Here is an 18,345-nt window from a genome sequence, read left to right as displayed (position 1 = left end):
GCGAAAACAACGTTCGTTCAACAAGATCGATTTTCAATACATAGCGCTTAATTCTCACTTTCGCAAGGGAGGCGGAGATAATACTCGTTCTATGCCTCTAACCAGATGGGAGGCGGATTTGCCCACTGGCCCTAGGCGCTGGCGTTCAATCCATGCAGCACCGCAAGGCCCGTTTCATATCGAGCTGGGGAAAGCCCAGCCTGATGTGCCTGCCATAGATTATCTTTCAGATCGGCTTCCTTTATCGACCTGGCGAGCGGGTTCGAGGCTGCGCGGCAGATGAACCCCTGCTCGCTTTCGTCCATCCGTTTCGTCAGCGCGTCGACGGCCGCGACAACGGATGAACTGAAGCCAGCCTGTTCGAGCCGTTCGAGGCTCCAGCCCTCGCCTTTTTCGACGATGTCATGCAGATAGGCGACGGTCTTTTCATCCAGCGTCTCGACGGCCTCGGCGACGCGCCTCAGATGTTCGATGTAGGGCCTGCCGGTCTTGTCCTTCTGACCGCTGTGAGCCTGCTCTGCGATCTTCGCTGCCCGGTGGAACATAATCCTTCCAATCTCGTCACTTCCCGGCACGATAAAGCCCGCCCCGGCGAGGGACGGCCGAAGCGGGCTTTGCTCGGGTACGAGCCCAGATGACGCGCCTTTCGCGGGGGGGCGGGCTGCGCGCCATACTGCATTCAAGAACATCGGCGTCGGGCGAATGTTCCGCCCCTTGCGAATTTTTTCAGACCACGACCTCCGAGGCACAGCTAAAAAGAAGCCCGGACCAGGGACCGGGCAGGAGAGGTCTTGGGAACATGCTGACCGGAGGGGCCTGGCTCAGCACTTGTCAATTTGCCGCTCCACTGTGACGGCCAAATGAACCATCTCTTCGGGGCTCGGCGTTGCTGGAGAAACGCTTTTTGGCAGGAACCGCGCGGCCGCGCTGCCGTTAGCCTTCGTGTTCAACAGGAGGCCCTGCAAATGGATTGGAACCGCGTCGAAGGCAATTGGAAACAGGTGAAGGGCAAGGTCAAGGAACAGTGGGGAAAACTCACCGACGATGACCTCGACCGCATCGCGGGCAAGCGCGACCAGCTTGAAGGCAAGATCCAGGAACGTTACGGCCTTGAGAAGGATCGCGTTCGCCGCGATGTCGACGACTGGTACAGCATGCAGAGCTGGTAGCAGGCCTGCCCCTGAACGAAGGGCGCTGTCTTCGCGGCAGCGCCCTTTTCGTGTGCGCTAGTCAAGATTGCGCGAGGCGGCCGCGTATCTCCGCCTCGATCCCATGGTCAAGGTGCATCGGCAGATCGGCGGGCTTGCCATGGCCGAGTTCCGCCAGCGCAGCGGCATCACGGTGGAATTTTTCGAGGGACACCGTGCGGCCCTGCTCCAGCCAGCCTGTGGCGTGCAGGATGAAATGCGCGCCTGAGGACACAGCCGCCGAAAGCACCCTCCCCCCTTCGGCGCCGGATTGCGCGTCGTCGACCTTGGCCGAGGTGATGGCGCCGTCGCCCCGCACCGGCACGCCGAGCCGCCTGCCCAATTTCGCCGCGTAGTGCTGGACGAGCTGCGAGGCTGGATCGCCGAAATCGGGCAGCATCCGGCGCATATCGAACGGATAGGCAAGGATGCCCATCACCACCGGCGCGCCTGGACGCCAGAGTTGCGCCAGCGCCAGCCCGGCCAGCACCTCCGCATAACCCTGGATAAGCGCGCCGGCCACGGTGACGGGCGAGGTCGCGCCCATCATCATATAGGACGAGACCATGCTCGCCTCGCCCTTCAGCGCGATCGCCCGCAGGCACTTCAGCGGGTTCGGCCAATAGGTGAGCGGCGGCGTGGCGTTTATCAGGTGGAGAAGGTTGCACTCGCGGGCAGCCGCCGGCCGCCCGACCGCCGCGGCGGTCAGGTCGGCCACCGCCTCCGCGGCCGCCGGCGAAGCGATGCTGCCCATGAACGGCTTGTCGGAATGGATGAGATGCGCAAGCAGCATCTCCAGCGGCCGCCGGTCTTCAGGGACGTCCTCCATCACGCAGATCATCTGCCCAGTGTTGGTGAGTCCCAGCGCGGCATGCGCGGCGGCGACAAGCTCAGCGTAGATCTGCCGAGTGCCAGCCACCCTCTTGCCATTGCCGAGCACGACATTGGGCGCGCCGTAGATCGGCGCAAAAACGGGCGGTGCGCTTGCCCCCACCAGCGTATCCCGCGCCGGATTCCTGCCGCGCAGCAAGAATTTTGCCGGCGCGTGCCGGCGTATGATGCTGCGCAGCTCCGTCCCGTCCAGTCGCACGACATCGCCGCTCGCCACACCGCCTATCTGCTTCAGCATGTCGATGGTCTGCGGATCGTCCAGGAAGCGGATTCCCGTTTCCTCGAGAACCCGATCAGCCGCCTTCTCGATCGACTCCAGCCCGGCCTCGTCGTGTTCGGGACGACAGGATGAGGCGACGAAGTCCTGCGCCGCATGATGTTCTCTAGTCCATGAAGCCGACATGACTTGCCCCGATGTGGCCGGCGGCAGAGATTCAATCGCAGATGTACCGGCACCATCAGATTTATCCGGATTCGGTATCCGGCCGCGACGCTCCTCCCGCGCCATCTGACGTCGCTTTCCACAGGCCAGGGCTGACGCAGTCGCATCGCGCATGAGACACCTCACGGCACCTGGGTGAGACGCGACATAATCCCGATACGAGCAGGAACTTTCAGGTACGAGCGGCATTTGTCGTGGCCATGGATATTCTCGACACAAATTTTCTGGTCATTGAACAGGCGAAAGCCTTGCGCTTCGAAAACAGCCGCATGAGGAAACTGGCCCGAGCTTATGTCGAGCAATCCAGGGCGCTCGTCCAGCAGCTTGCGGCGGTTCGAAACCAGCCAGGTGGGACATCACCGCCCAACCGTGCAGACCTGAACTTGACCGAAGGCGGATAGGCTCTAGGTTACTGTCATCGCCGGTAACCATCCACTGGACACCATTGGCGGCTGAGAGACGACGAACGCGCTCCCGTCTGAAAACGGGAGAGCCCTGTGCCTCAACCAAAAACCGTGCTGCCGCGCGCACGCGAATCCTTCCAGAGCCAGCTGGTCCAAGGCAGCAAGGACGCCATCGAGCGCTCTCGCGAATTGTTGCGCCGCACCGAGCATCTGGTGCGCCCAGGATTGCCGATTGTTTCGAAGCGACCTAGCGACGAGACGCCCAAACCCTAACCTTTTCACAGCTTCGATCACGCCCACGGTCCGGACAAGCGCCGACGGCGAATTGATGCGAGCCGACCTCAGGCCGCCAGACCGACCATGCCTTTCGGCATTTCGCAGGGGAAAAAGCTCCGAATTATCAAATGTTAGCGCGCTCTGACCAACAACCCCATACCTCGTCAAACGCGCCTGTTTTGAATCACTTGTGACATCCCCTGTGAACGGGCCCGCTCGGCCCGCTCATGGAAGACATGAATGCTTGAATCGCTTTTCCTGAATCTCGGCCAGCATGACAGCCTATCGGACGAAGAGCAGGCGCTGCTCGGCGACCTCATGGCGGGCGAGCGCAGCTTCGCCGCCGGGCAGGATATCGTTGCGTCCGGATCGCGTCCGGCCTACAGCACGCTCATCCTCGACGGGCTCGCCGCGCGCTACAAAGTGCTTGCCGATGGCGGCCGGCAGTTCACCTCGCTGCAAGTTCCAGGCGATTTCGTCGATCTCTACGCCTTCCTGCTGAAGACGATGGACCACGGCGTCATCGCGCTCTCGCCCTGCCGCGTCATCCTGGCCGACCATTCGAAGCTGCGCAGCATCACCGAGCGGGCGCCGCACCTGACGCGGCTCTTGTGGCTCGACACGCTGATCGACGGCGCCATCCACCGCGAGTGGATCGTCGCCATGGGGCGGCGCTCGAAAGTCTCGCATCTGGCGCATCTGTTCTGCGAGCTGTTCGTCAGGCTGCAAGTGGTGAAGCGCACCAACGGCATGAGCTTCCATTTGCCAGTTTCGCAGGCTGAGCTCGCCGACGTGCTGGGCCTGTCGGTGGTGCATATGAACCGCGTCATCAGCGCGCTGCGCAACAGCGGTGTGATCGCCTGGGCGAGCCATACGGTGACGGTCCTCGACTGGCAGAAGCTGCAGCAGATCGCCGAATTCGACCCGACCTATCTTTCGATGACGCATGAGCCTCGCTGATCGCCGTCGCTATCAAATGCAATTTCACCACCCGCATTTGCGGCCAGAGTGATAGGTCGGGGAGCGCGAGGATTGAGGGCTTATCGCGTCGAAGAGATGGATGGCGAAACCGTCATTGCAAGCCATGCCGTCGAGGCGATGGCGCCCTTCGAGGCTGCCCGGATGGCGCTCGGCGTCGAGATCACGTTGCGCGGCGATGCCGACAAATGGATCCGGGTCGTCGAGCTGACCGACAGGCCGCCGACGCGGCTGCGGCCCGGCATCTTCGAATTCAGGCCCATGGGCCGTCGAAGCTGAGCGTCCGTCCCCCGACAAGTCGGCCGGTTCAGCAGTTGAGTGTTTCCGGCGACGGCACCGCTGAGATTCTTCCGGAACACGTGGCGGCCCGGCGCCGGCTCGGTTCAACTACGCTTGCCACCGATCTGGAGTATCAGCGCCGCGATCAGGCTGGAGAGGACTATGCATACCGCGACTTCAAAGCCGGGATTTTCCACGTACCGGGGGCGGGCTGGCGGTCGCCGGCGGCTGCTTGGCTGCCACCACAGGCGCAAGATCCGTGCGGCTGCCGCTGCGCACCGAATAGGCGCGCGTGATCTCGGCGCCGAAGAGGAAGATCTGTGCCGAATAATAGACCCAGACCAGCACAACCATCAGCGCCCCCGCCGCGCCGTAGGAAGTGGCGATGGCGCTGGTGCCGATATACCAGCCGATCAGCGATTTGCCGATGGTGAAGAGCAACGACGTGACCAGCGCGCCGACTCCGACGTCGCGCCATTTGAGCTCTCGGTCCGGCAGAACCTTGTAGATGGCCGCGAAGAGCAACGCGATCAACGCGAAGGAGACGACCGTGTTGATGCCGCTGACGATCAGCGTTCCAAACGGCAGGCTGCGGTTAATGACTTCGCCAAGCGCGGCGATCGCAGTGCTGGCCGCAAGTGACACCAGCAGCAGAAAACCCAGCGCCGCCACAAGGCCGAGACTTACCGCCCTCGCCCGCAGCAGGCGCGAAAACGACACGGCGCTGGGCTTGACCTTCCAGATCTCGTTCAACGTCTGCTGCATCTCGCCGAAGACGCCGGAAGCGGTGATCAAGAGCGTGACTAGCCCGATCAAGGTGGCCAAAGTGCCCGACGAGCCGTGCGAGGCGGTCTCGACCGTTGCCTTGAGAAGATCGGCGCTCTGCGAACCCATGACGCCCGATATTTGCGCGGAGAGTGCGAGTTGCGCGGCATCGTTGCCGATGACGAACCCGGCGATCGCGACCACGATCAGCAGGATCGGTGCCAGCGACGTGGTGGCGTAAAATGCCATTGCCGCGCCGTGGCTCAGCGCATTGTCGGCAATATAACCGGACACGCTTTCCTTGAGGATTGTCCAGCCTGCGTTGACCCAGCGCGGCATCTTCTTCCCCTATTTTGGCCGTGGATCCTTAAGGTCGGCTCCGATGGTGGAGAATTGCCCTGTCCGTCGCCTCGCGACTGCTTCGGCTAGAGCCAGCGCGGCGTTGGTCACTGCAATCTGAACGTCCTTGTCGGCGTCAAGCTCGTCATGGCTGGTTGCATAGGGCATCCAGTAGCCAATATAGCGATCGAGTTCGGCAATCTCGCCGACGGGATCGAGCTTCATCGAACGCAGCCAGTCGGCAAGCGCATGCCGTGCGTTCGCAGCGCCTTCCGTATCGCCGTGAACGACCACCGAGAACAGCCGGCCTTCGAGATGGCGGGGATAGTCCCAGCCAGAGAGTTCGGCTTGCTTGGCAAGCGCTGGATCCTTGCCCTGCGTCAGCGACGGATCGGGATTGCCACCGTCGGCGCAGACAAGCCGGTCCATCATCAACTTGATCGGCGACGACGTCTGATACCAGTTGACCGGCGTCACGATCATCACGCCATGCGCCTCGACCCAGAGTGGGTAGATGTCGTTCATCCAGTCCTGCACCTGGCCGAGCGAGTGGTTGGGGTAGCATGAGCATGGCCAGTGGCAGAGTGCCGCCGCCGTCGAGAAGCACGCCTTGCAGGGGTAGATCTTGCGGCCGTATTCCGAAGCGAGCCGCGACAGGTCGAGCACCTCGACCAAGAAGCCGTGCCCGTCGACAATGGCGCGTCGCGCCAGCTCGACCAGCCGAAAACTCTTCGACATCTCGCCCGGACAGGTATGCTCGCTGCGCGAGGAGCCGTTGATGATCAGGATGCGCGACGGCGCGGCCACGTCCTCATGCCGGCGCTGCGCCGCCTCGACCGCTTCACGCGCCGCTATCCATTCCACCGAAAGGTCGTAGCCGGGATCGTGGAACCCCTGCCCTGCCTTCCTGGTCACCGGACTCTTGCGTTCGTTGCTATAGGCTTGCCAGGCGATCTGGGCCAGCCGGCCGATGGCGTCGGCTTCCGCCTCGAAGGCAGGATCATAGAACAATTTCCGGTAACGCTGCTTGAATTCCGCCTCGCCGAGCCGCGGGCTCGGCATGCCTTTGCGCGGTTCTATGCCGGCTTTGTCGGATTGTGTTTGTTCTGCCATCTGCTGCCCAGCCCAATACTGAGCGGGCCGGGTGGGACAAGAGCTCGACTGCCATTTCGTTGGCCAGGGCGTGAAGCCGGAGAAACCAGCCCTGTTCTCTTTGCCACCAGGTCCCGCTGACGCGGCCCGCAAATCACAATCCAGGGCCGGCGCAATGGTTCCCCGATAAGCGCAGGCCGACGGCAGGCCCCAAATAAATTGCCGGCGAATTTTGCACCGGGAACCCAGGGGCCTATAATTAGTTGACTAAATGATTCATGGGGGTGAATCGATGGCCAAGAAGAAGAACAGACAGACCGGTTTCGGGATCGCGGCGGACTCGCGCGCCGAGGTCGATGAGGCGGCCTACTTTGCCCGCAAATGTGGCCTCACCCGCGACGAAGCGCTCCAGATGATCCGCGAAGCCCTCCGCTTGCCGGTCGTCAAGCCGAACAAAGACGGGAAGCGTAACCACTGACCTTCTTGACCAACAAGGTCTCACTGGCCCGTCTGCGGCTGCACCTGGCCAGGCTTGATCACGGGCATATCGCTGCCGGTGGGCGGTGGGGTCTTGGCATTCTGATCGCCGGTCGGTGGCGGCTTCAACACACCGCCGCAATTGCCGAGCTGTTTTGACAACTCGTCCGTATCGGCCTCTTGCTTCTGCTTCTGCTGCTGGTCGTTCGCATCGGGCTTAGCCTGGCAGTTCTGCGTCGGCTGATCCTTCGGTTGGGCGCCAGTCTGCGCCGCCGCCGGCAAGGCGGGGATCAGAGCCAAGGCCGCGATCAGAAGCGCTTTGTTCATCGGATCTTTCATGGGATCCTCCTCATGTCAGTGCTCGGGGATCAGTAACCCCCGATGATCGGCAGGATCTCGCCGGTGATGTAGCTCGAGCATTGCGGCGAGGCCAGGAATACGTAGGCCGGCGCGATCTCCTCCGGTTGGGCGGGTCGTTTCATCGGTGTCTTGGCGCCGAACTGCGAGACGTCTTCCGCTTCCTTCTCGGAAGGGTTGAGCGGCGTCCAGACCGGACCGGGCGCCACCGCGTTGACGCGGATGCCCTTCGGGATGAGGTTGCCGGAGAGCGCGCGGGTGAAGGCGTGGATGCCGCCCTTGGTCATCGAGTAGTCGACCAGTTCCTTCGAGCCCTCGATGCCGGTCACCGAGCCGGTGTTGACGATCGCCGAGCCCGGCTTCATGTGCGGCACCGCTTCCTGCGCCATGTGGAAATAGCCGTAAAGATTGGTCTTCAGCGTGGTGTCGAAATGCTTCTCGGTCAGATCGGCGAAATCGGCCGAGTGGATCTGGAACGCGGCGTTGTTGACCAGCACGTCGAGCTTGCCGAAGGCCTTGAGCGTCTCAGCCACCGCCTTGCGGCAGAAGGCGCGTTTGGCCACGTCGCCGCGCAAGGTGATGCAACGCCGTCCCTCCGCCTCGACCGCCTGCTTCGTCGCCTTGGCGTCGCGGTCTTCGCTCAGATAGGCAATGGCGATGTCGGCACCCTCGCGTGCGAACAGCACGGCCACCGCGCGACCTATACCGGAATCGCCGCCGGTGATAAGGGCGACCTTGTCCTTGAGCTTGCCCGACCCTTGCCAGAACGGTGCATCGTAAAGCGGCGCCGGCTCGATCGCCCATTCTTCGCCGGGCTTGGGGTGGTGCTGCTTGGGAAAAGGCGGCACGGGGTAACGGCGGGCGCCGGCCTGCATCGCGCCGGGCGACTGCGGCTTGGGCTTGCTGCGGTCGGTAGCATCGACCTTGCGCTGCACGCCGCGCTGCCTACGCATCGTTTCGCCGGTGTCTGCTTTGGTGGCGGCGCCCGATTTCACGGCTGCGTCGGATTTCTTTCGGCTGCTGGTCGGCATGGCTGTCTCCTTCTGTTCGAAGGACAACGCATGCAGGCTGAAAAGGTTGGCTTGGTTCGCCGCACCTCGCAGAGACGCTCGAGCATGCATCAAAGTTAAATGCGCGGCACAAGCGGGAGTGCTAACCCCTCTCGCCATTGGGGGGACTCTTCAGGAGGAGTCCCATGGACGTTCGAACTCTCATCGGCAGTCTCTCGGCAGCCTTGCTGCGCCGGCGTGCCGCCACACCACCGATCCCCGCCAGGGTGATCCGCGCCTCGCTCGCGGATGTGCCGCTCAGGCCGCGCCCCCGGCCGCCGCATCGGCCGGCGCCGCCGATCCGGCCTGCAAGCAACATGTAGCCTCGCAACCGCCGGGCGAATGCAACCGACTGGCCAAATCATCGTTTACGGCCATTCCCAATCTTGTGGCGGCAACCATGAAATCCTTGCGCATAAACAGTCCGCTTTTTCTCCTCATTGCTGCCGTGATGACAGCCGCGCCCTTTGTCGGCCTCGCCTGGCGCACGCATGAATGGCTCGGCTGGTGAGGAGCCGATGAGCCGTTTCCTGCCGCTCACCATCCGCTTCGTCAGCGGCGGCACGATGGTGGTCACCACGGTCGCCGAGGCTAAGAAGGCGCTTGCCGGACACTGGAAAAACAAAGAAGCACCGGCTTACCTGGAAGCGGCCCGGCTGGTGGATGACGCGATCGCGGGCACCTGCCGGCCGGCCATCGCCTTTGCCGCCTTCAAGAAGGTCGCTGTGCAACAGGGGCTGTTGAAGCCTACCCAGCCGAGCGCCGCGCTCACCATGCTCGACACGCTCTGGTCGCGCTCCAAGACGCCGCCCGGCTAGACGCTTATCTCGGCTCGCGCGCCATGCTGAGATAGGTCGGATCGAACTCGGCGATCGTGACCAGCCGCTCCCAGTCGAGGATCGTGATCATGTGGTTCGTCCAGTTGATGACGTTCATGCGTCGCAACGTGCCGATCACCCTGTTCATGTGCACGACCGACAGGCCGAGCACGTCGGCCAGTTGTGCCTGGGACAGCGGTAGGTAAAAACTCATATCGCGCGTCTTCTTCACCACCTGCAGCCTGACGAAGAGCTCGCAGATCAGATGCGCGAGGTGGGAGAGCTTGGAGCGGCGGCCCATGGCCACGATCCATTCGCGATGGATTGCGCCGTCGACCAGCGTGTCCAGCCACAAAAGCCGGGTGAGATGCGGCGCCTGCTCGGTGATAGTCTTGAGCTTGCTGTGCTCGGCAGCAGCCACATGGCAAGGCGACAAGGCAGTGATGCCGTGATCCATCGTCTTCAGCAAGAAGGCATGGAGATCGACGAAATCCCCCGGGACCTGCAGCGAGGTGAACTGACGGCCGCCGTCCTCCAAAACTTTGTAGCGAGCGGCAAACCCGTCGATGATCAGCGTGCTATAGGTCGGCCTGGTTCCTTCAGAGACGATATCCTCGCCGGTGCCGACATATTTCTCGATCGACAAAGTCGATGTGAGCAAGGCCTTCTCTTCGTCCGACAGGGCGTCATGCTGGCCGAGATTGAGGTAAAGCGATTCCAGCAATTACACGTTCTCCGTTGGCGACTGCTAACGCCGCAAGGTGGGGCTGGTTGCAGGCGGCCATGCGCCGACCGGCGGCACGGCACGGATTCTTCTCTCCGGATCAGCGGCTTGGAACCACGACCGCGCTGGTGAATTGACCTTCGAAATTTCCGGGGATCGACCTATCCATGCAGCGCTTTTACTTCGACCTCTACAACACCGAACACAGCCAGGAAGACACCGAGGGACAGCTCTTCGCGACCCGCGAGCGCGCCGGCATGGAGGCGTTGCGCATCCTGCACGACGTCGCCCGCGACGAAATGCCGGGCGGCAGGCATCTGACCATCACCGTCAAGGTGCTGGACGAAAAGCGCGACCAGATTTTCGAAGCGTCGCTGACACTGAATTCCGTCTGGACGTGAGGCGGTCGACGCTGTCGGCGCCAGCCGCCGGAGGCAAGCAATGTTTCAGGATTTCGACAGCCGCCAGGTGGACACCGGCGAAGCAAGGATCTTCGCCCGCCGCGCCGGCAATGGACCCGGCCTACTCCTGCTGCACGGGTTTCCCGAAACTCATGCGATGTGGCGCGACGTCGCGCCAAGCCTGGCGCGGGATTTCACAGTCGTCTGCGCCGATCTGCGCGGCTATGGGCAAAGCTCATGCCCGCCGTCGGCCACCGATCATGCGACCTATGCCAAGCGCGCCATGGCCGCAGACATGATCGTTCTGATGGAAACGTTCGGCTTCCGGCGCTTCATGGTCGCGGGTCATGATCGAGGCGGTCGCGTTGCCTACCGGCTGGCGCTCGACCACCCGGACCGCGTCGAAAAACTCGCCGTGCTCGACATCGTCCCCACAGCCGAGGTCTGGGACCGGGCGGATGCGAGGCTGGCGCTCGGCTATTGGCCTTGGTCGCTGTTGGCGCAGCCGGAGCCGCTGCCGGAGAGAATGCTGGCGGCCTGCGCGGAAGCGGTCGTCGAAAACGCGCTCTCCGGGTGGGGATCCGCGCCTGATGCATTCCCACCCGGCGTGCGCCAGCCCTATGTCGATGCGCTGCGCGATCCGGCGCATATCCACGTCATCTGTGAAGAGTATCGCGCGGCGGCCGTGCTCGACCGTCGGCATGATCGCGAGGACCAGACAGCGGGCCGTCGCATCGCCTGTCCGTTGCTGGCGCTGTGGAGCGAGCACGGCGCGCTTGCCGAGTGGTATGGGGACGAAAACGGACCGCTAGGCATATGGCGCCACTGGGCCGACGATGTCAGCGGCGGGGCGATGCCTGGCGGTCATTTCTTTCCGGAGGAGTCGCCGATCGAAACGGCGGCCACCCTGGACGCCTTCTTTTCCGGAAGATAGAAGCGATGCCGGCCAGCCAAGCGTCCGCTGGCTGCATGCCCTCTTGCCTGGCTCAGGCCAGCAGGAAGTAGAGCAGCGGAACCGCTGCCAGGCCGATTGCCATTGCGATGAGCGTGGCGTGGCCGAGGCGCTCGGCGCGCCTTGCAATGTCGGCAACCTCATCCTCGTCGTTGATGACATCAAGGAAGGAAAGATCGGCCGGGGTGGCACGCTGATTGTCATTGGCGGGTAGGTTATCGGCGTCCTGCCGGGCGGGCTTTGCAGAGATGTAGGTCAAAACGTCGTCTCGCTCCGAAGCCGGTCAAGCGGCCTTTCTTGTTCAAGAATATTGGTGCCCGCCGAATTGCGCGGGCAATCGGCGGGCACCAGGACAGCCGACGATGGAGGGGGCTTTCTCGACGGCCGCTCACCAATTCGCAAAAACCACATTGGTTGCATAAGCCGGTCCAATGCGTTGGCGGAATCGGACTTCAGTCTGATGCGGGTCACGAAATGTTTCAGTCGGAACATCCAGTGCCGGCACCTGTTCCCCTTACTCAAGGATGCCGAACGCGTCCTTGTTTCACCCCGAAGAAAATCCGAACCAACGGAGAGTTCGATATGCCCAATCAAGGCGGAACCCACGAACAGCACGTCAAGGCCGGCCAGCAGAGCCACAAGAACCGCGACGACCAGCAGCGCGGCAGCGGACAGCAGCAGGCCGAGGACCGGAATATGGGTCAGCGGGGCGCGGGTCAGCATAGGGGCGGCAGCGGCAACTTCGCCGAAGACCGTCAGCGTGCCTCGGAAGCCGGCCGCAAGGGCGGCCAGCGCTGAATTCGAATGGCGTCCGTGTCCTTCACGGACGCCATTCTGATCTGTCCGCGGGATTGCCCCGCGATGGAACTTCTCCCCCGTCCTCCAGTTCCTCTCCAGTCGGCTGTCCAGGGACTGCCGTCGCAGGATGTCTGAACGGAGGCACCAATGTCGCTGCACACGCTTCATCCCGAACATGTCGACGAGACCCGAATGCATGCCTATTCGACCTTCGGTCCTTTGCTGATTCATGCGCTGGCCCAGAAACTGGCGAACCGCCAGGGCATGCGCGAGTTGGACAAACTCGAACAATCGCTTGTACGCCTGGTCGAGGACACCGATGTTGCCGCTCCACACGCCGAAGCGATGAAGGAGTTCGCGGTCGAGCTCGTCGTGTCGACGCTGCGCAACGTGCGCGAACATCCGGACGCCAAGCATGACCTGGAGGAGGTCGACAAACGGCGCACCGAGGGCCGTTCGGAAGATTCCGACACGCTGGAAGAGCAGTTGCAGTCAGGGCTTGAAGATAGCTTTCCGGCAAGCGACCCGCCGGCCGTGGTCTCGACCGCGATCTCCGGTGGGGCGAAGGACATCGTCGGCACCGACGAGGTGCTGCGGCGCAAGAAGGAAGCGCGTCGCGGGCAGTCAGAGACGACCGGCTGACGCCATGGAAATCGAAGGAGTCCTGAGATGACCCAGGCAAAGGACAACATCCCCCACCGCCCGGGCGGCGCCCATGCGCCGCAAACGGGCAGCCTGCCGACCAAGGGCGGCGACGATCCCGACGTGCGCTTTCTGGCGGAGAACACCGATCTGTCGCCGAAGCAGGCGCGCGAACTGATCCGCGAGCATGGGCACGACCGCGACAAGCTCTTGAAGATCGCGCGGACCATGAAGGCGGAAAGCTGACGGCTCTCCAAGACAGAGAGCAAATGACCATCTGGAAAGCGAGGTTGACATGAGCAATTCACCCAACACCGGACGCCCCGGAACCTCCGATCAATGGCCGCGCTGGGAAGGCCCGAAGGCCAACAAGCCGCGCGGCTACCTGCCGGCCAAGGACGACCCTGACGAGGACCGCGACGCCGCCGGTGAGAACAACAAGGATCCGGAACGGTCCGATCTCAGCGACGTCGCCAAGAAGAAGGGTTCTTGAGACTTTATTCACTCAGCGCAACAAGGAGCAGGACGATGCCACGTGGCGACAAATCGAAGTACACGGACAAGCAGGAACGCAAGGCCGACCATATCGCCGAAGGCTATGAGAAGCGCGGCGTGTCAGAGAAGGAAGCCGAGCGTCGTGCCTGGGCGACAGTGAACAAGGATGATGGCGGCGGCAAGAAGGAAGGCGGCTCCGGCCGTGGTAAGCACACCGGCCATCCGGCCGCGCATAAGGGCGGAAAGGCTGGCGGCAAGGCAGCGGGCGAGCGGTCCGCGGCAGCGCGCTCAGCTTCAGCGAAGAAGGCGGCAGCTACGCGCAAGCGCAACGCGGAACACCACGCGCATCATTAGGCGACGACCGTTCTCCTTCTCCCAGAAGGAAGAAGGAGAACGCGCCTAAAGCGGCATCTCCGAAGTCTGCTTGATCGTCTGGGAGGGCACGTCCGTCTTGACGTTCTGCACGCCCTTGATCCGGCTCAGATGCTCCGACTGGAAGCGGCGGTAGTCATCGATGCCGGCCGCCACGATGCGCACCATCGCATCGCAATCGCCAAGCATCAGATAGCACTCCATGACTTCCGGGAATTTCGCCACCTCGGCGGCGAAATGTTCGATCGTGTCCTCGTCCTGCTGCTTCAGCCAGATTCGGGTGAAGAAGGTCTGGCCGCGGCCGATCTTGGCCGGGTTGAGCACCGCGACATAGCGGTCGATGACGCCAGCCTCCTCCAGGAGCTTGACGCGGCGCAGGCATGGCGATGGCGACAAGCCGACCTCCTTGGCCAGATCGTTGTTGGCCATGCGCCCGTCGCGCTGCAGTGCGCGCAGGATGCGCCTGTCGATCTCATCCAGTTTCATAGTTCAAGATTCCAATCTTTTGGTCTAATGCGCAATCCAAGACCAAATAATGACGAAAACGACGCATCTTCGCAACCCGATTGCCGGGCGTTTCGGCTAGTGTTCGGCGAACGACAACTCCACAACCGACCGGGAGAATGGCGGCCGGCAGGCCAGCCGAAGGCAAAGCCATGAGCGTTTCCGAGATCGCCCTTGCCGGGCAGCAAACCAGCAACCGCCGCGGCGCCGAGTTCCGGCGCGGGCTTGCCGCTTCGACGCCGGTGCTGCTCGGCATCATCCCCTATGCGCTGGTGCTCGGCGCGCAGGCCGCGCAGAAAGGCCTTTCCGTCGTCGAAGTGCCGCTGATGACCGGCCTCAACTTCGCCGGCGGTTCCGAATTCGCGGCGATTCAGCTCTGGACCTCGCCGCCGCATGTCCTTCTGATCGCCAGCATCACCTTGCTGGTCAACAGCCGGCATTTCCTGATGGGCGCCGCGCTTGCGCCGTTCATCAGGCATCTGCCGAAGCGACAGGTTTTTCCGGCGCTGTTTTTGATGTGCGACGAGAGCTGGGCGGTGGGCCTTGCCGACGCGCAACGCCGCGCCGCCGCCGGCCTGCGGCCGGCCTTCAGCCTGCCCTTCTATCTGGGGGCCGGCCTGCCATTCTACCTTGCCTGGGTAGCGTTCACGACCTGCGGCGCGGCGCTCGGCCCGGTGCTCGGTGATGTCGGGAAATATGGTTTCGCGATGGCCTTCCCGGCCGTCTTCCTGGTGCTGCTTAGCGGCATGTGGAAGGGCTTTGCCGCGGCACGGCCATGGCTGGTCAGCCTCGCGGTGGCCGCGCTCACCTATCTCGCCGTGCCCGGTGCCTGGTATGTGGCGGCCGGCGCGCTGTCCGGCCTTGTGGCCGCCTGGTTCCTGGCAGGTGAAAAATGATCGATCCAATGACCGTGCTCGCCATTCTGGCGATGGCCGGCGTAACTTATCTCACCCGCATCGGTGGCTATGTGGCGCTGAAGAACAGGGCGCTCAGCCCGCGCGCGACGGCGGTGATGGAGGCCGCGCCCGGCTGCGTGCTGATCTCGGTGATCGCGCCGGACTTCGTCTCGAAGAACCCGGCCGATCTCGCGGCGCTGGCCATAACCGTGCTCGCCGCGACAAGACTGTCGATGCTGCCGACGGTGGTGATCGGCGTGGCTTCGGCGGGCGTACTGAGGTGGCTGATCGGCTAGGGGCCTCAGCGGCCGTAGAACCCGAGCTCGCCCAGTTGAGTCGACGCGGCGTCGCCTTCGTCCGGCCCACCTGCATGCTGCCTCAACGCGGCATCCAGCCTTTCGCCGTTCCCGCTTCGCGGATCGACTGTCGCCTCGACGAGCGTATCGAGGGAAACGCCGAGCTGGTCCAGGCCGAGCTGCTTCTCGATTCCGGCGATTGCCGACGGAGATTGCCGTTTCAACGCTTCAACAGCGTTCTTGATGGCTAACCCATAGGAAGAAACGGACTCGTAGCCGGTTTGATCGACGGCAAACTCCTTGCCGGCGCGCTCCATCAGCCGGACCTTGATGGCTGTGATGTTGAGGCTGTCGACGCTGAACATGGATGCCGAGACCGCGGGCTCGGCCTGCATCGGCGGCGAGGCCGTGGGGCTGGAATTGACACGGGCGCTCGCCACCGGTCTCGCGATCGACGGTAATCGATGCTGTTGCGAGATCACGAGTGCGGTGCTGCTGAGTGTCGAAGACATTGCCGATCTCGCAGGGGCCCATCCGTCATGGAGCGGACGCCTGATAGTCGAGCCAGGACATCATGCCCGGGACGGTTCACAGGCGATAGGCCAATTGTCCTAAGAATTCGGCAGAGCAACCGTTCATGTTTTACGGAAACGGTGAACGGCTCTATCGCTTGTTTGGCCCAATCCCCCGGGGCGGAACCCAAGCAAAGGTCTACCGCGCCCGCCCCACACTTTGCTCGAAGCCTCCGCCACAGGCATCTCGCCGGTATGGGAGGCTGACCGTTCAGCCGGCCCTCATCTCCCGCGCGCCGCCCATGGCCCGCGCGACAATCGCTTCCAGCGGCTCGGGCCGGTGCAGGAAATAGCCCTGGCCATAGGCGACGCCCATGCCCTGTAGAATCTCCAGCGCGTTCTTCTGCTCGACCTTCTCGGCCACCACGGCAGCGCCCATCGAGCGGGCGATACCTGTGATTGCCGAGACGATCTCGCGGTCGAAGCGGCTATCTGCGATGTGCTCGATGAAGGAGCCGTCGATCTTGATGGCGTCGATGGGGAAACGCCTGAGATATTCGAAGGAGCTCATACCGGCGCCGAAGTCGTCGAGGCTGACCCGGCAATGGCGCTCGCGCGCTCGGCGCACAAATGCTTCCGCCGCATCGAAATTGGTAACCGCGGCCGTCTCGGTGATCTCGAAGCCAATGGCCGATGGCGGCGCGCCGCTCTCGGCAATGGCCTCGTCGACGAAGCTCCAGAGCTGCGGATCGGAAAGCGTCTGCGCCGATAGGTTGAAGTCGAGCGAGATCGCGCCCGCGCGCATCGCTCCGCCATGGCGTATCATCGCGGTGTGGATGATCCAGCGGTCGAGCCGGGCTGCAAGGCCGAAGCGTTCGGCGACCTGCACGAAATCGATGGGCGGGATCATGTTGCCGGTGCGGGCTTCGAGCCTGGCCAGCACTTCGACATGGCGGCTGTCTTCCCAGGGCAGCCCGAGCCGGTGGATTTCCTGACCGAACAGCTTCAGCCGGCCGTCCTCCATCGCATCGACCAGGTCGGCCGCCAGCCGCGCGGCGTTTAGGCCGGCGGCGCCCGACGTCGTCTCCGGCGAGAATACGGCGAAGCGGTCGCGACCGCCGGCCTTGGCGGCGTAGCAGGCATCGTCGGCGCAGGCGAGCGCGTCGGCCACGCTCATGTTGCGGTCGCGCACGAAGGCGATGCCGATGCTGGCGGCAAGCCTGCGCGAGGTGACGGCCGGGCCGAGATCGGCGTCGCGCACGGCGGCAAGCACGGCGCGGGCAAGCCGCTCGGCACAGGCGTCATTGCAGTTCGGCACCAAAAGCGCGAATTCGTCGCCGCCGAGGCGTGCCGCATGCGCCGACGCGGGCAGGCTGGCGAGAATGCCCGCCGCGACGCTCTTCAGCGCCAGGTCGCCGGCGGCATGGCCGGCATAGTCGTTGAGCGCCTTGAAGTAGTCGAGGTCGACATAGAACACGGCGAGTGGCAGCCGCTCGGCCATGGCGATGTTCTCGGCAAGCAGCCGGTCGAAGGCAGCGCGGTTGAGCAGCCCGGTCAACGCGTCGTGGCGCGCGGCGAAGGCAAGCTCCTCGGCGCGCCTCTTCTCCTCGGTGATGTCGCGGACCGTGCCGAGGATCTGACCGGCCGCGCCCGCGGCGATGAATCGTACAAGCGACTCGACGTGACGGATTTCGCCGTCGCGGCGGACGATGCGGTATTGCACGGCTGTGACACCCTCCGAGCCGACCGGCACATCGTGGGCACGCTCGGCGACTTCCTTGTCCTCCGGATGCAGGAAAGTGTGCCAGAAGTCGGCGGCCACCTCGTCGTGATCAGTGACGACACCGAATATCTCGCGCGTGCGGGCATCCCAATAGCTTTTCTGGGTGCCGATATCGAAATGCCAGATACCCGTGCCGCTGGCGGCGATTGCGAGACGGAAGCGGACGTTGATCTGCTCGAGCTCGGCCTCGACCTCCTTCTGCCGCGTTATATCTGTCTGCACTCCCATCAGCCGGAGCGGCTTGCCTTCGGCGTCGCGTTCGACAGTGCCGCCGCGGTCGAGCACCCAGACCCAGCGGCCGTCCTTGTGGCGCAGGCGCAGCTCCGTCTCGATGGAATCGACGAGGCCCGCAATATGCCTGTCGCCGCTTTCCTGAGCGCGCTGGCGATCGTCGGGATGGGTCAGCTTCAGCCAGAGGTCGGGCGCGTTGGGGAGCTCGCCCTCTTCATAGCCCAGCATCTTCGACCAAGTCGGCGAATAATAGCAATCGCCGGTCGACAGATTCCAGTCCCAAAGGCCGAGATGGGCGCGATCAAGCGCCAGCGCCCAGAACTTGCCGTTGCGTTTATCGTCGTCCGCCATTCTTGTTCTTGCCGTCCCGTCCCGGCAATATTGC

The 18,345-nt window shown here is 63.4% G+C and carries 26 protein-coding genes and 1 pseudogene; 16 read left to right on the top strand and 11 right to left on the bottom strand.

Translation table 11 applies throughout. From position 1 onward, the window contains the following. Positions 1 to 131: 131 nt before the first annotated feature. Complete coding sequence (locus tag MJ8_RS13475; protein ID WP_201415419.1) at positions 132 to 545, bottom strand: HD domain-containing protein; 414 nt, start codon at positions 543 to 545, stop codon at positions 132 to 134. A 420-nt stretch (positions 546 to 965) separates the two neighbouring features. Here MJ8_RS13475 and MJ8_RS13470 point away from each other — a divergent pair, with 420 nt between their 5' ends. Next, positions 966 to 1,169, top strand: coding sequence for a CsbD family protein (locus MJ8_RS13470; RefSeq protein ID WP_201414821.1), 204 nt, complete (start codon positions 966 to 968; stop codon positions 1,167 to 1,169). Between the two features lie 61 nt (positions 1,170 to 1,230). On the opposite strand, the gene MJ8_RS13465 is transcribed toward MJ8_RS13470, so the two are convergent. After that, the gene (locus MJ8_RS13465; protein ID WP_201414820.1) at positions 1,231 to 2,481 is read right to left on the bottom strand and encodes a trimethylamine methyltransferase family protein; all 1,251 of its coding nucleotides are present in this window, start codon (positions 2,479 to 2,481) and stop codon (positions 1,231 to 1,233) included. Positions 2,482 to 2,720: 239 nt separating this feature from the next. On the opposite strand from MJ8_RS13465, the gene MJ8_RS13460 reads away from it, so the two are divergent. The 3 genes from MJ8_RS13460 (at position 2,721) to MJ8_RS13450 (ending at position 4,457) form a co-directional block, all read left to right on the top strand. Next, positions 2,721 to 2,921, top strand: coding sequence for a hypothetical protein (locus MJ8_RS13460; RefSeq protein ID WP_201414819.1), 201 nt, complete (start codon positions 2,721 to 2,723; stop codon positions 2,919 to 2,921). A gap of 519 nt (positions 2,922 to 3,440) precedes the next feature. Then, positions 3,441 to 4,160, top strand: a complete 720-nt coding sequence (locus MJ8_RS13455; RefSeq protein WP_201414818.1) for a Crp/Fnr family transcriptional regulator — start codon at positions 3,441 to 3,443, stop codon at positions 4,158 to 4,160. Between the two features lie 72 nt (positions 4,161 to 4,232). Continuing rightward, complete coding sequence (locus MJ8_RS13450) at positions 4,233 to 4,457, top strand: hypothetical protein (RefSeq protein WP_201414817.1); 225 nt, start codon at positions 4,233 to 4,235, stop codon at positions 4,455 to 4,457. A gap of 177 nt (positions 4,458 to 4,634) precedes the next feature. Here the strand turns inward: MJ8_RS13450 and MJ8_RS13445 are convergent, their stop codons facing one another. Both MJ8_RS13445 and MJ8_RS13440 read right to left on the bottom strand, forming a co-directional pair. Then, complete coding sequence (locus tag MJ8_RS13445; RefSeq protein ID WP_201414816.1) at positions 4,635 to 5,561, bottom strand: YihY/virulence factor BrkB family protein; 927 nt, start codon at positions 5,559 to 5,561, stop codon at positions 4,635 to 4,637. Positions 5,562 to 5,570: 9 nt separating this feature from the next. Continuing rightward, positions 5,571 to 6,674 carry a flavodoxin family protein gene (locus MJ8_RS13440; RefSeq protein WP_201414815.1) on the bottom strand — a complete coding sequence of 368 codons (1,104 nt, stop codon included), beginning with the start codon at positions 6,672 to 6,674 and terminating at the stop codon, positions 5,571 to 5,573. A 271-nt stretch (positions 6,675 to 6,945) separates the two neighbouring features. Between MJ8_RS13440 and MJ8_RS13435 the strand changes: the two genes are divergently transcribed. Continuing rightward, positions 6,946 to 7,131, top strand: a complete 186-nt coding sequence (locus MJ8_RS13435; protein ID WP_201414814.1) for a hypothetical protein — start codon at positions 6,946 to 6,948, stop codon at positions 7,129 to 7,131. A 20-nt stretch (positions 7,132 to 7,151) separates the two neighbouring features. On the opposite strand, the gene MJ8_RS13430 is transcribed toward MJ8_RS13435, so the two are convergent. Both MJ8_RS13430 and MJ8_RS13425 read right to left on the bottom strand, forming a co-directional pair. Then, complete coding sequence (locus tag MJ8_RS13430; protein WP_201414813.1) at positions 7,152 to 7,469, bottom strand: hypothetical protein; 318 nt, start codon at positions 7,467 to 7,469, stop codon at positions 7,152 to 7,154. Between the two features lie 29 nt (positions 7,470 to 7,498). After that, positions 7,499 to 8,440 (bottom strand): SDR family oxidoreductase, encoded by a 942-nt coding sequence (locus tag MJ8_RS13425; protein ID WP_225248308.1) that lies wholly within the window; start codon positions 8,438 to 8,440, stop codon positions 7,499 to 7,501. 242 nt (positions 8,441 to 8,682) lie between these two features. Between MJ8_RS13425 and MJ8_RS13420 the strand changes: the two genes are divergently transcribed. Both MJ8_RS13420 and MJ8_RS13415 read left to right on the top strand, forming a co-directional pair. Further along, on the top strand, positions 8,683 to 8,859 hold the full coding sequence (locus tag MJ8_RS13420) for a hypothetical protein (protein WP_201414811.1): 177 nt from the start codon (positions 8,683 to 8,685) through the stop codon (positions 8,857 to 8,859). A gap of 195 nt (positions 8,860 to 9,054) precedes the next feature. Next, positions 9,055 to 9,354 (top strand): DUF982 domain-containing protein, encoded by a 300-nt coding sequence (locus MJ8_RS13415; RefSeq protein WP_201414810.1) that lies wholly within the window; start codon positions 9,055 to 9,057, stop codon positions 9,352 to 9,354. A gap of 4 nt (positions 9,355 to 9,358) precedes the next feature. Here the strand turns inward: MJ8_RS13415 and MJ8_RS13410 are convergent, their stop codons facing one another. Beyond that, positions 9,359 to 10,078, bottom strand: coding sequence for a Crp/Fnr family transcriptional regulator (locus MJ8_RS13410; RefSeq protein ID WP_201414809.1), 720 nt, complete (start codon positions 10,076 to 10,078; stop codon positions 9,359 to 9,361). 167 nt (positions 10,079 to 10,245) lie between these two features. Between MJ8_RS13410 and MJ8_RS13405 the strand changes: the two genes are divergently transcribed. Next, positions 10,246 to 10,479: a DUF6894 family protein gene (locus MJ8_RS13405; protein WP_201414808.1), complete on the top strand. Its 234-nt coding sequence runs from the start codon at positions 10,246 to 10,248 to the stop codon at positions 10,477 to 10,479. A 40-nt stretch (positions 10,480 to 10,519) separates the two neighbouring features. Beyond that, positions 10,520 to 11,413, top strand: coding sequence for an alpha/beta fold hydrolase (locus tag MJ8_RS13400; RefSeq protein ID WP_201414807.1), 894 nt, complete (start codon positions 10,520 to 10,522; stop codon positions 11,411 to 11,413). Positions 11,414 to 11,465: 52 nt separating this feature from the next. Here MJ8_RS13400 and MJ8_RS13395 read toward each other — a convergent pair whose 3' ends face one another. Continuing rightward, complete coding sequence (locus MJ8_RS13395) at positions 11,466 to 11,690, bottom strand: hypothetical protein (RefSeq protein ID WP_201414806.1); 225 nt, start codon at positions 11,688 to 11,690, stop codon at positions 11,466 to 11,468. A 437-nt stretch (positions 11,691 to 12,127) separates the two neighbouring features. On the opposite strand from MJ8_RS13395, the pseudogene MJ8_RS13390 reads away from it, so the two are divergent. The 5 genes and pseudogenes from MJ8_RS13390 to MJ8_RS13370 all read left to right on the top strand — a co-directional run. Continuing rightward, positions 12,128 to 12,223 (top strand): annotated as a pseudogene (locus MJ8_RS13390) (KGG domain-containing protein); the annotation flags it as partial. Between the two features lie 153 nt (positions 12,224 to 12,376). Continuing rightward, positions 12,377 to 12,871: a hypothetical protein gene (locus tag MJ8_RS13385; protein WP_201414805.1), complete on the top strand. Its 495-nt coding sequence runs from the start codon at positions 12,377 to 12,379 to the stop codon at positions 12,869 to 12,871. A 27-nt stretch (positions 12,872 to 12,898) separates the two neighbouring features. Beyond that, a complete protein-coding gene (locus tag MJ8_RS13380) occupies positions 12,899 to 13,117 on the top strand; it encodes a hypothetical protein (RefSeq protein ID WP_201415649.1) in 219 nt (72 codons plus the stop codon). Between the two features lie 49 nt (positions 13,118 to 13,166). Beyond that, positions 13,167 to 13,364: a hypothetical protein gene (locus MJ8_RS13375; RefSeq protein ID WP_201414804.1), complete on the top strand. Its 198-nt coding sequence runs from the start codon at positions 13,167 to 13,169 to the stop codon at positions 13,362 to 13,364. Between the two features lie 35 nt (positions 13,365 to 13,399). After that, positions 13,400 to 13,720, top strand: coding sequence for a plasmid stabilization protein (locus MJ8_RS13370; RefSeq protein ID WP_201414803.1), 321 nt, complete (start codon positions 13,400 to 13,402; stop codon positions 13,718 to 13,720). 45 nt (positions 13,721 to 13,765) lie between these two features. Here MJ8_RS13370 and MJ8_RS13365 read toward each other — a convergent pair whose 3' ends face one another. Continuing rightward, positions 13,766 to 14,224, bottom strand: a complete 459-nt coding sequence (locus MJ8_RS13365) for an Lrp/AsnC family transcriptional regulator (protein ID WP_040981044.1) — start codon at positions 14,222 to 14,224, stop codon at positions 13,766 to 13,768. 170 nt (positions 14,225 to 14,394) lie between these two features. On the opposite strand from MJ8_RS13365, the gene MJ8_RS13360 reads away from it, so the two are divergent. Then, positions 14,395 to 15,138 carry an AzlC family ABC transporter permease gene (locus tag MJ8_RS13360; RefSeq protein ID WP_201414802.1) on the top strand — a complete coding sequence of 248 codons (744 nt, stop codon included), beginning with the start codon at positions 14,395 to 14,397 and terminating at the stop codon, positions 15,136 to 15,138. Continuing rightward, positions 15,135 to 15,434, top strand: a complete 300-nt coding sequence (locus MJ8_RS13355; protein ID WP_201414801.1) for an AzlD family protein — start codon at positions 15,135 to 15,137, stop codon at positions 15,432 to 15,434. Before MJ8_RS13360 ends, MJ8_RS13355 begins: the two co-directional genes overlap by 4 nt. A gap of 5 nt (positions 15,435 to 15,439) precedes the next feature. Here the strand turns inward: MJ8_RS13355 and MJ8_RS13350 are convergent, their stop codons facing one another. Both MJ8_RS13350 and MJ8_RS13345 read right to left on the bottom strand, forming a co-directional pair. Further along, the gene (locus MJ8_RS13350; protein WP_201414800.1) at positions 15,440 to 15,946 is read right to left on the bottom strand and encodes a hypothetical protein; all 507 of its coding nucleotides are present in this window, start codon (positions 15,944 to 15,946) and stop codon (positions 15,440 to 15,442) included. Positions 15,947 to 16,217: 271 nt separating this feature from the next. Then, on the bottom strand, positions 16,218 to 18,311 hold the full coding sequence (locus MJ8_RS13345; protein WP_201414799.1) for an EAL domain-containing protein: 2,094 nt from the start codon (positions 18,309 to 18,311) through the stop codon (positions 16,218 to 16,220). Between the last annotated feature and the right edge of the window lie 34 nt (positions 18,312 to 18,345).

The organism is Mesorhizobium sp. J8 (assembly GCF_016591715.1).
Taxonomy (GTDB): Bacteria; Pseudomonadota; Alphaproteobacteria; order Rhizobiales; family Rhizobiaceae; genus Mesorhizobium.
The sequence above is the reverse complement of the archived record's forward strand: the minus strand, read 5'-3'. Positions and strand labels throughout refer to the sequence as shown.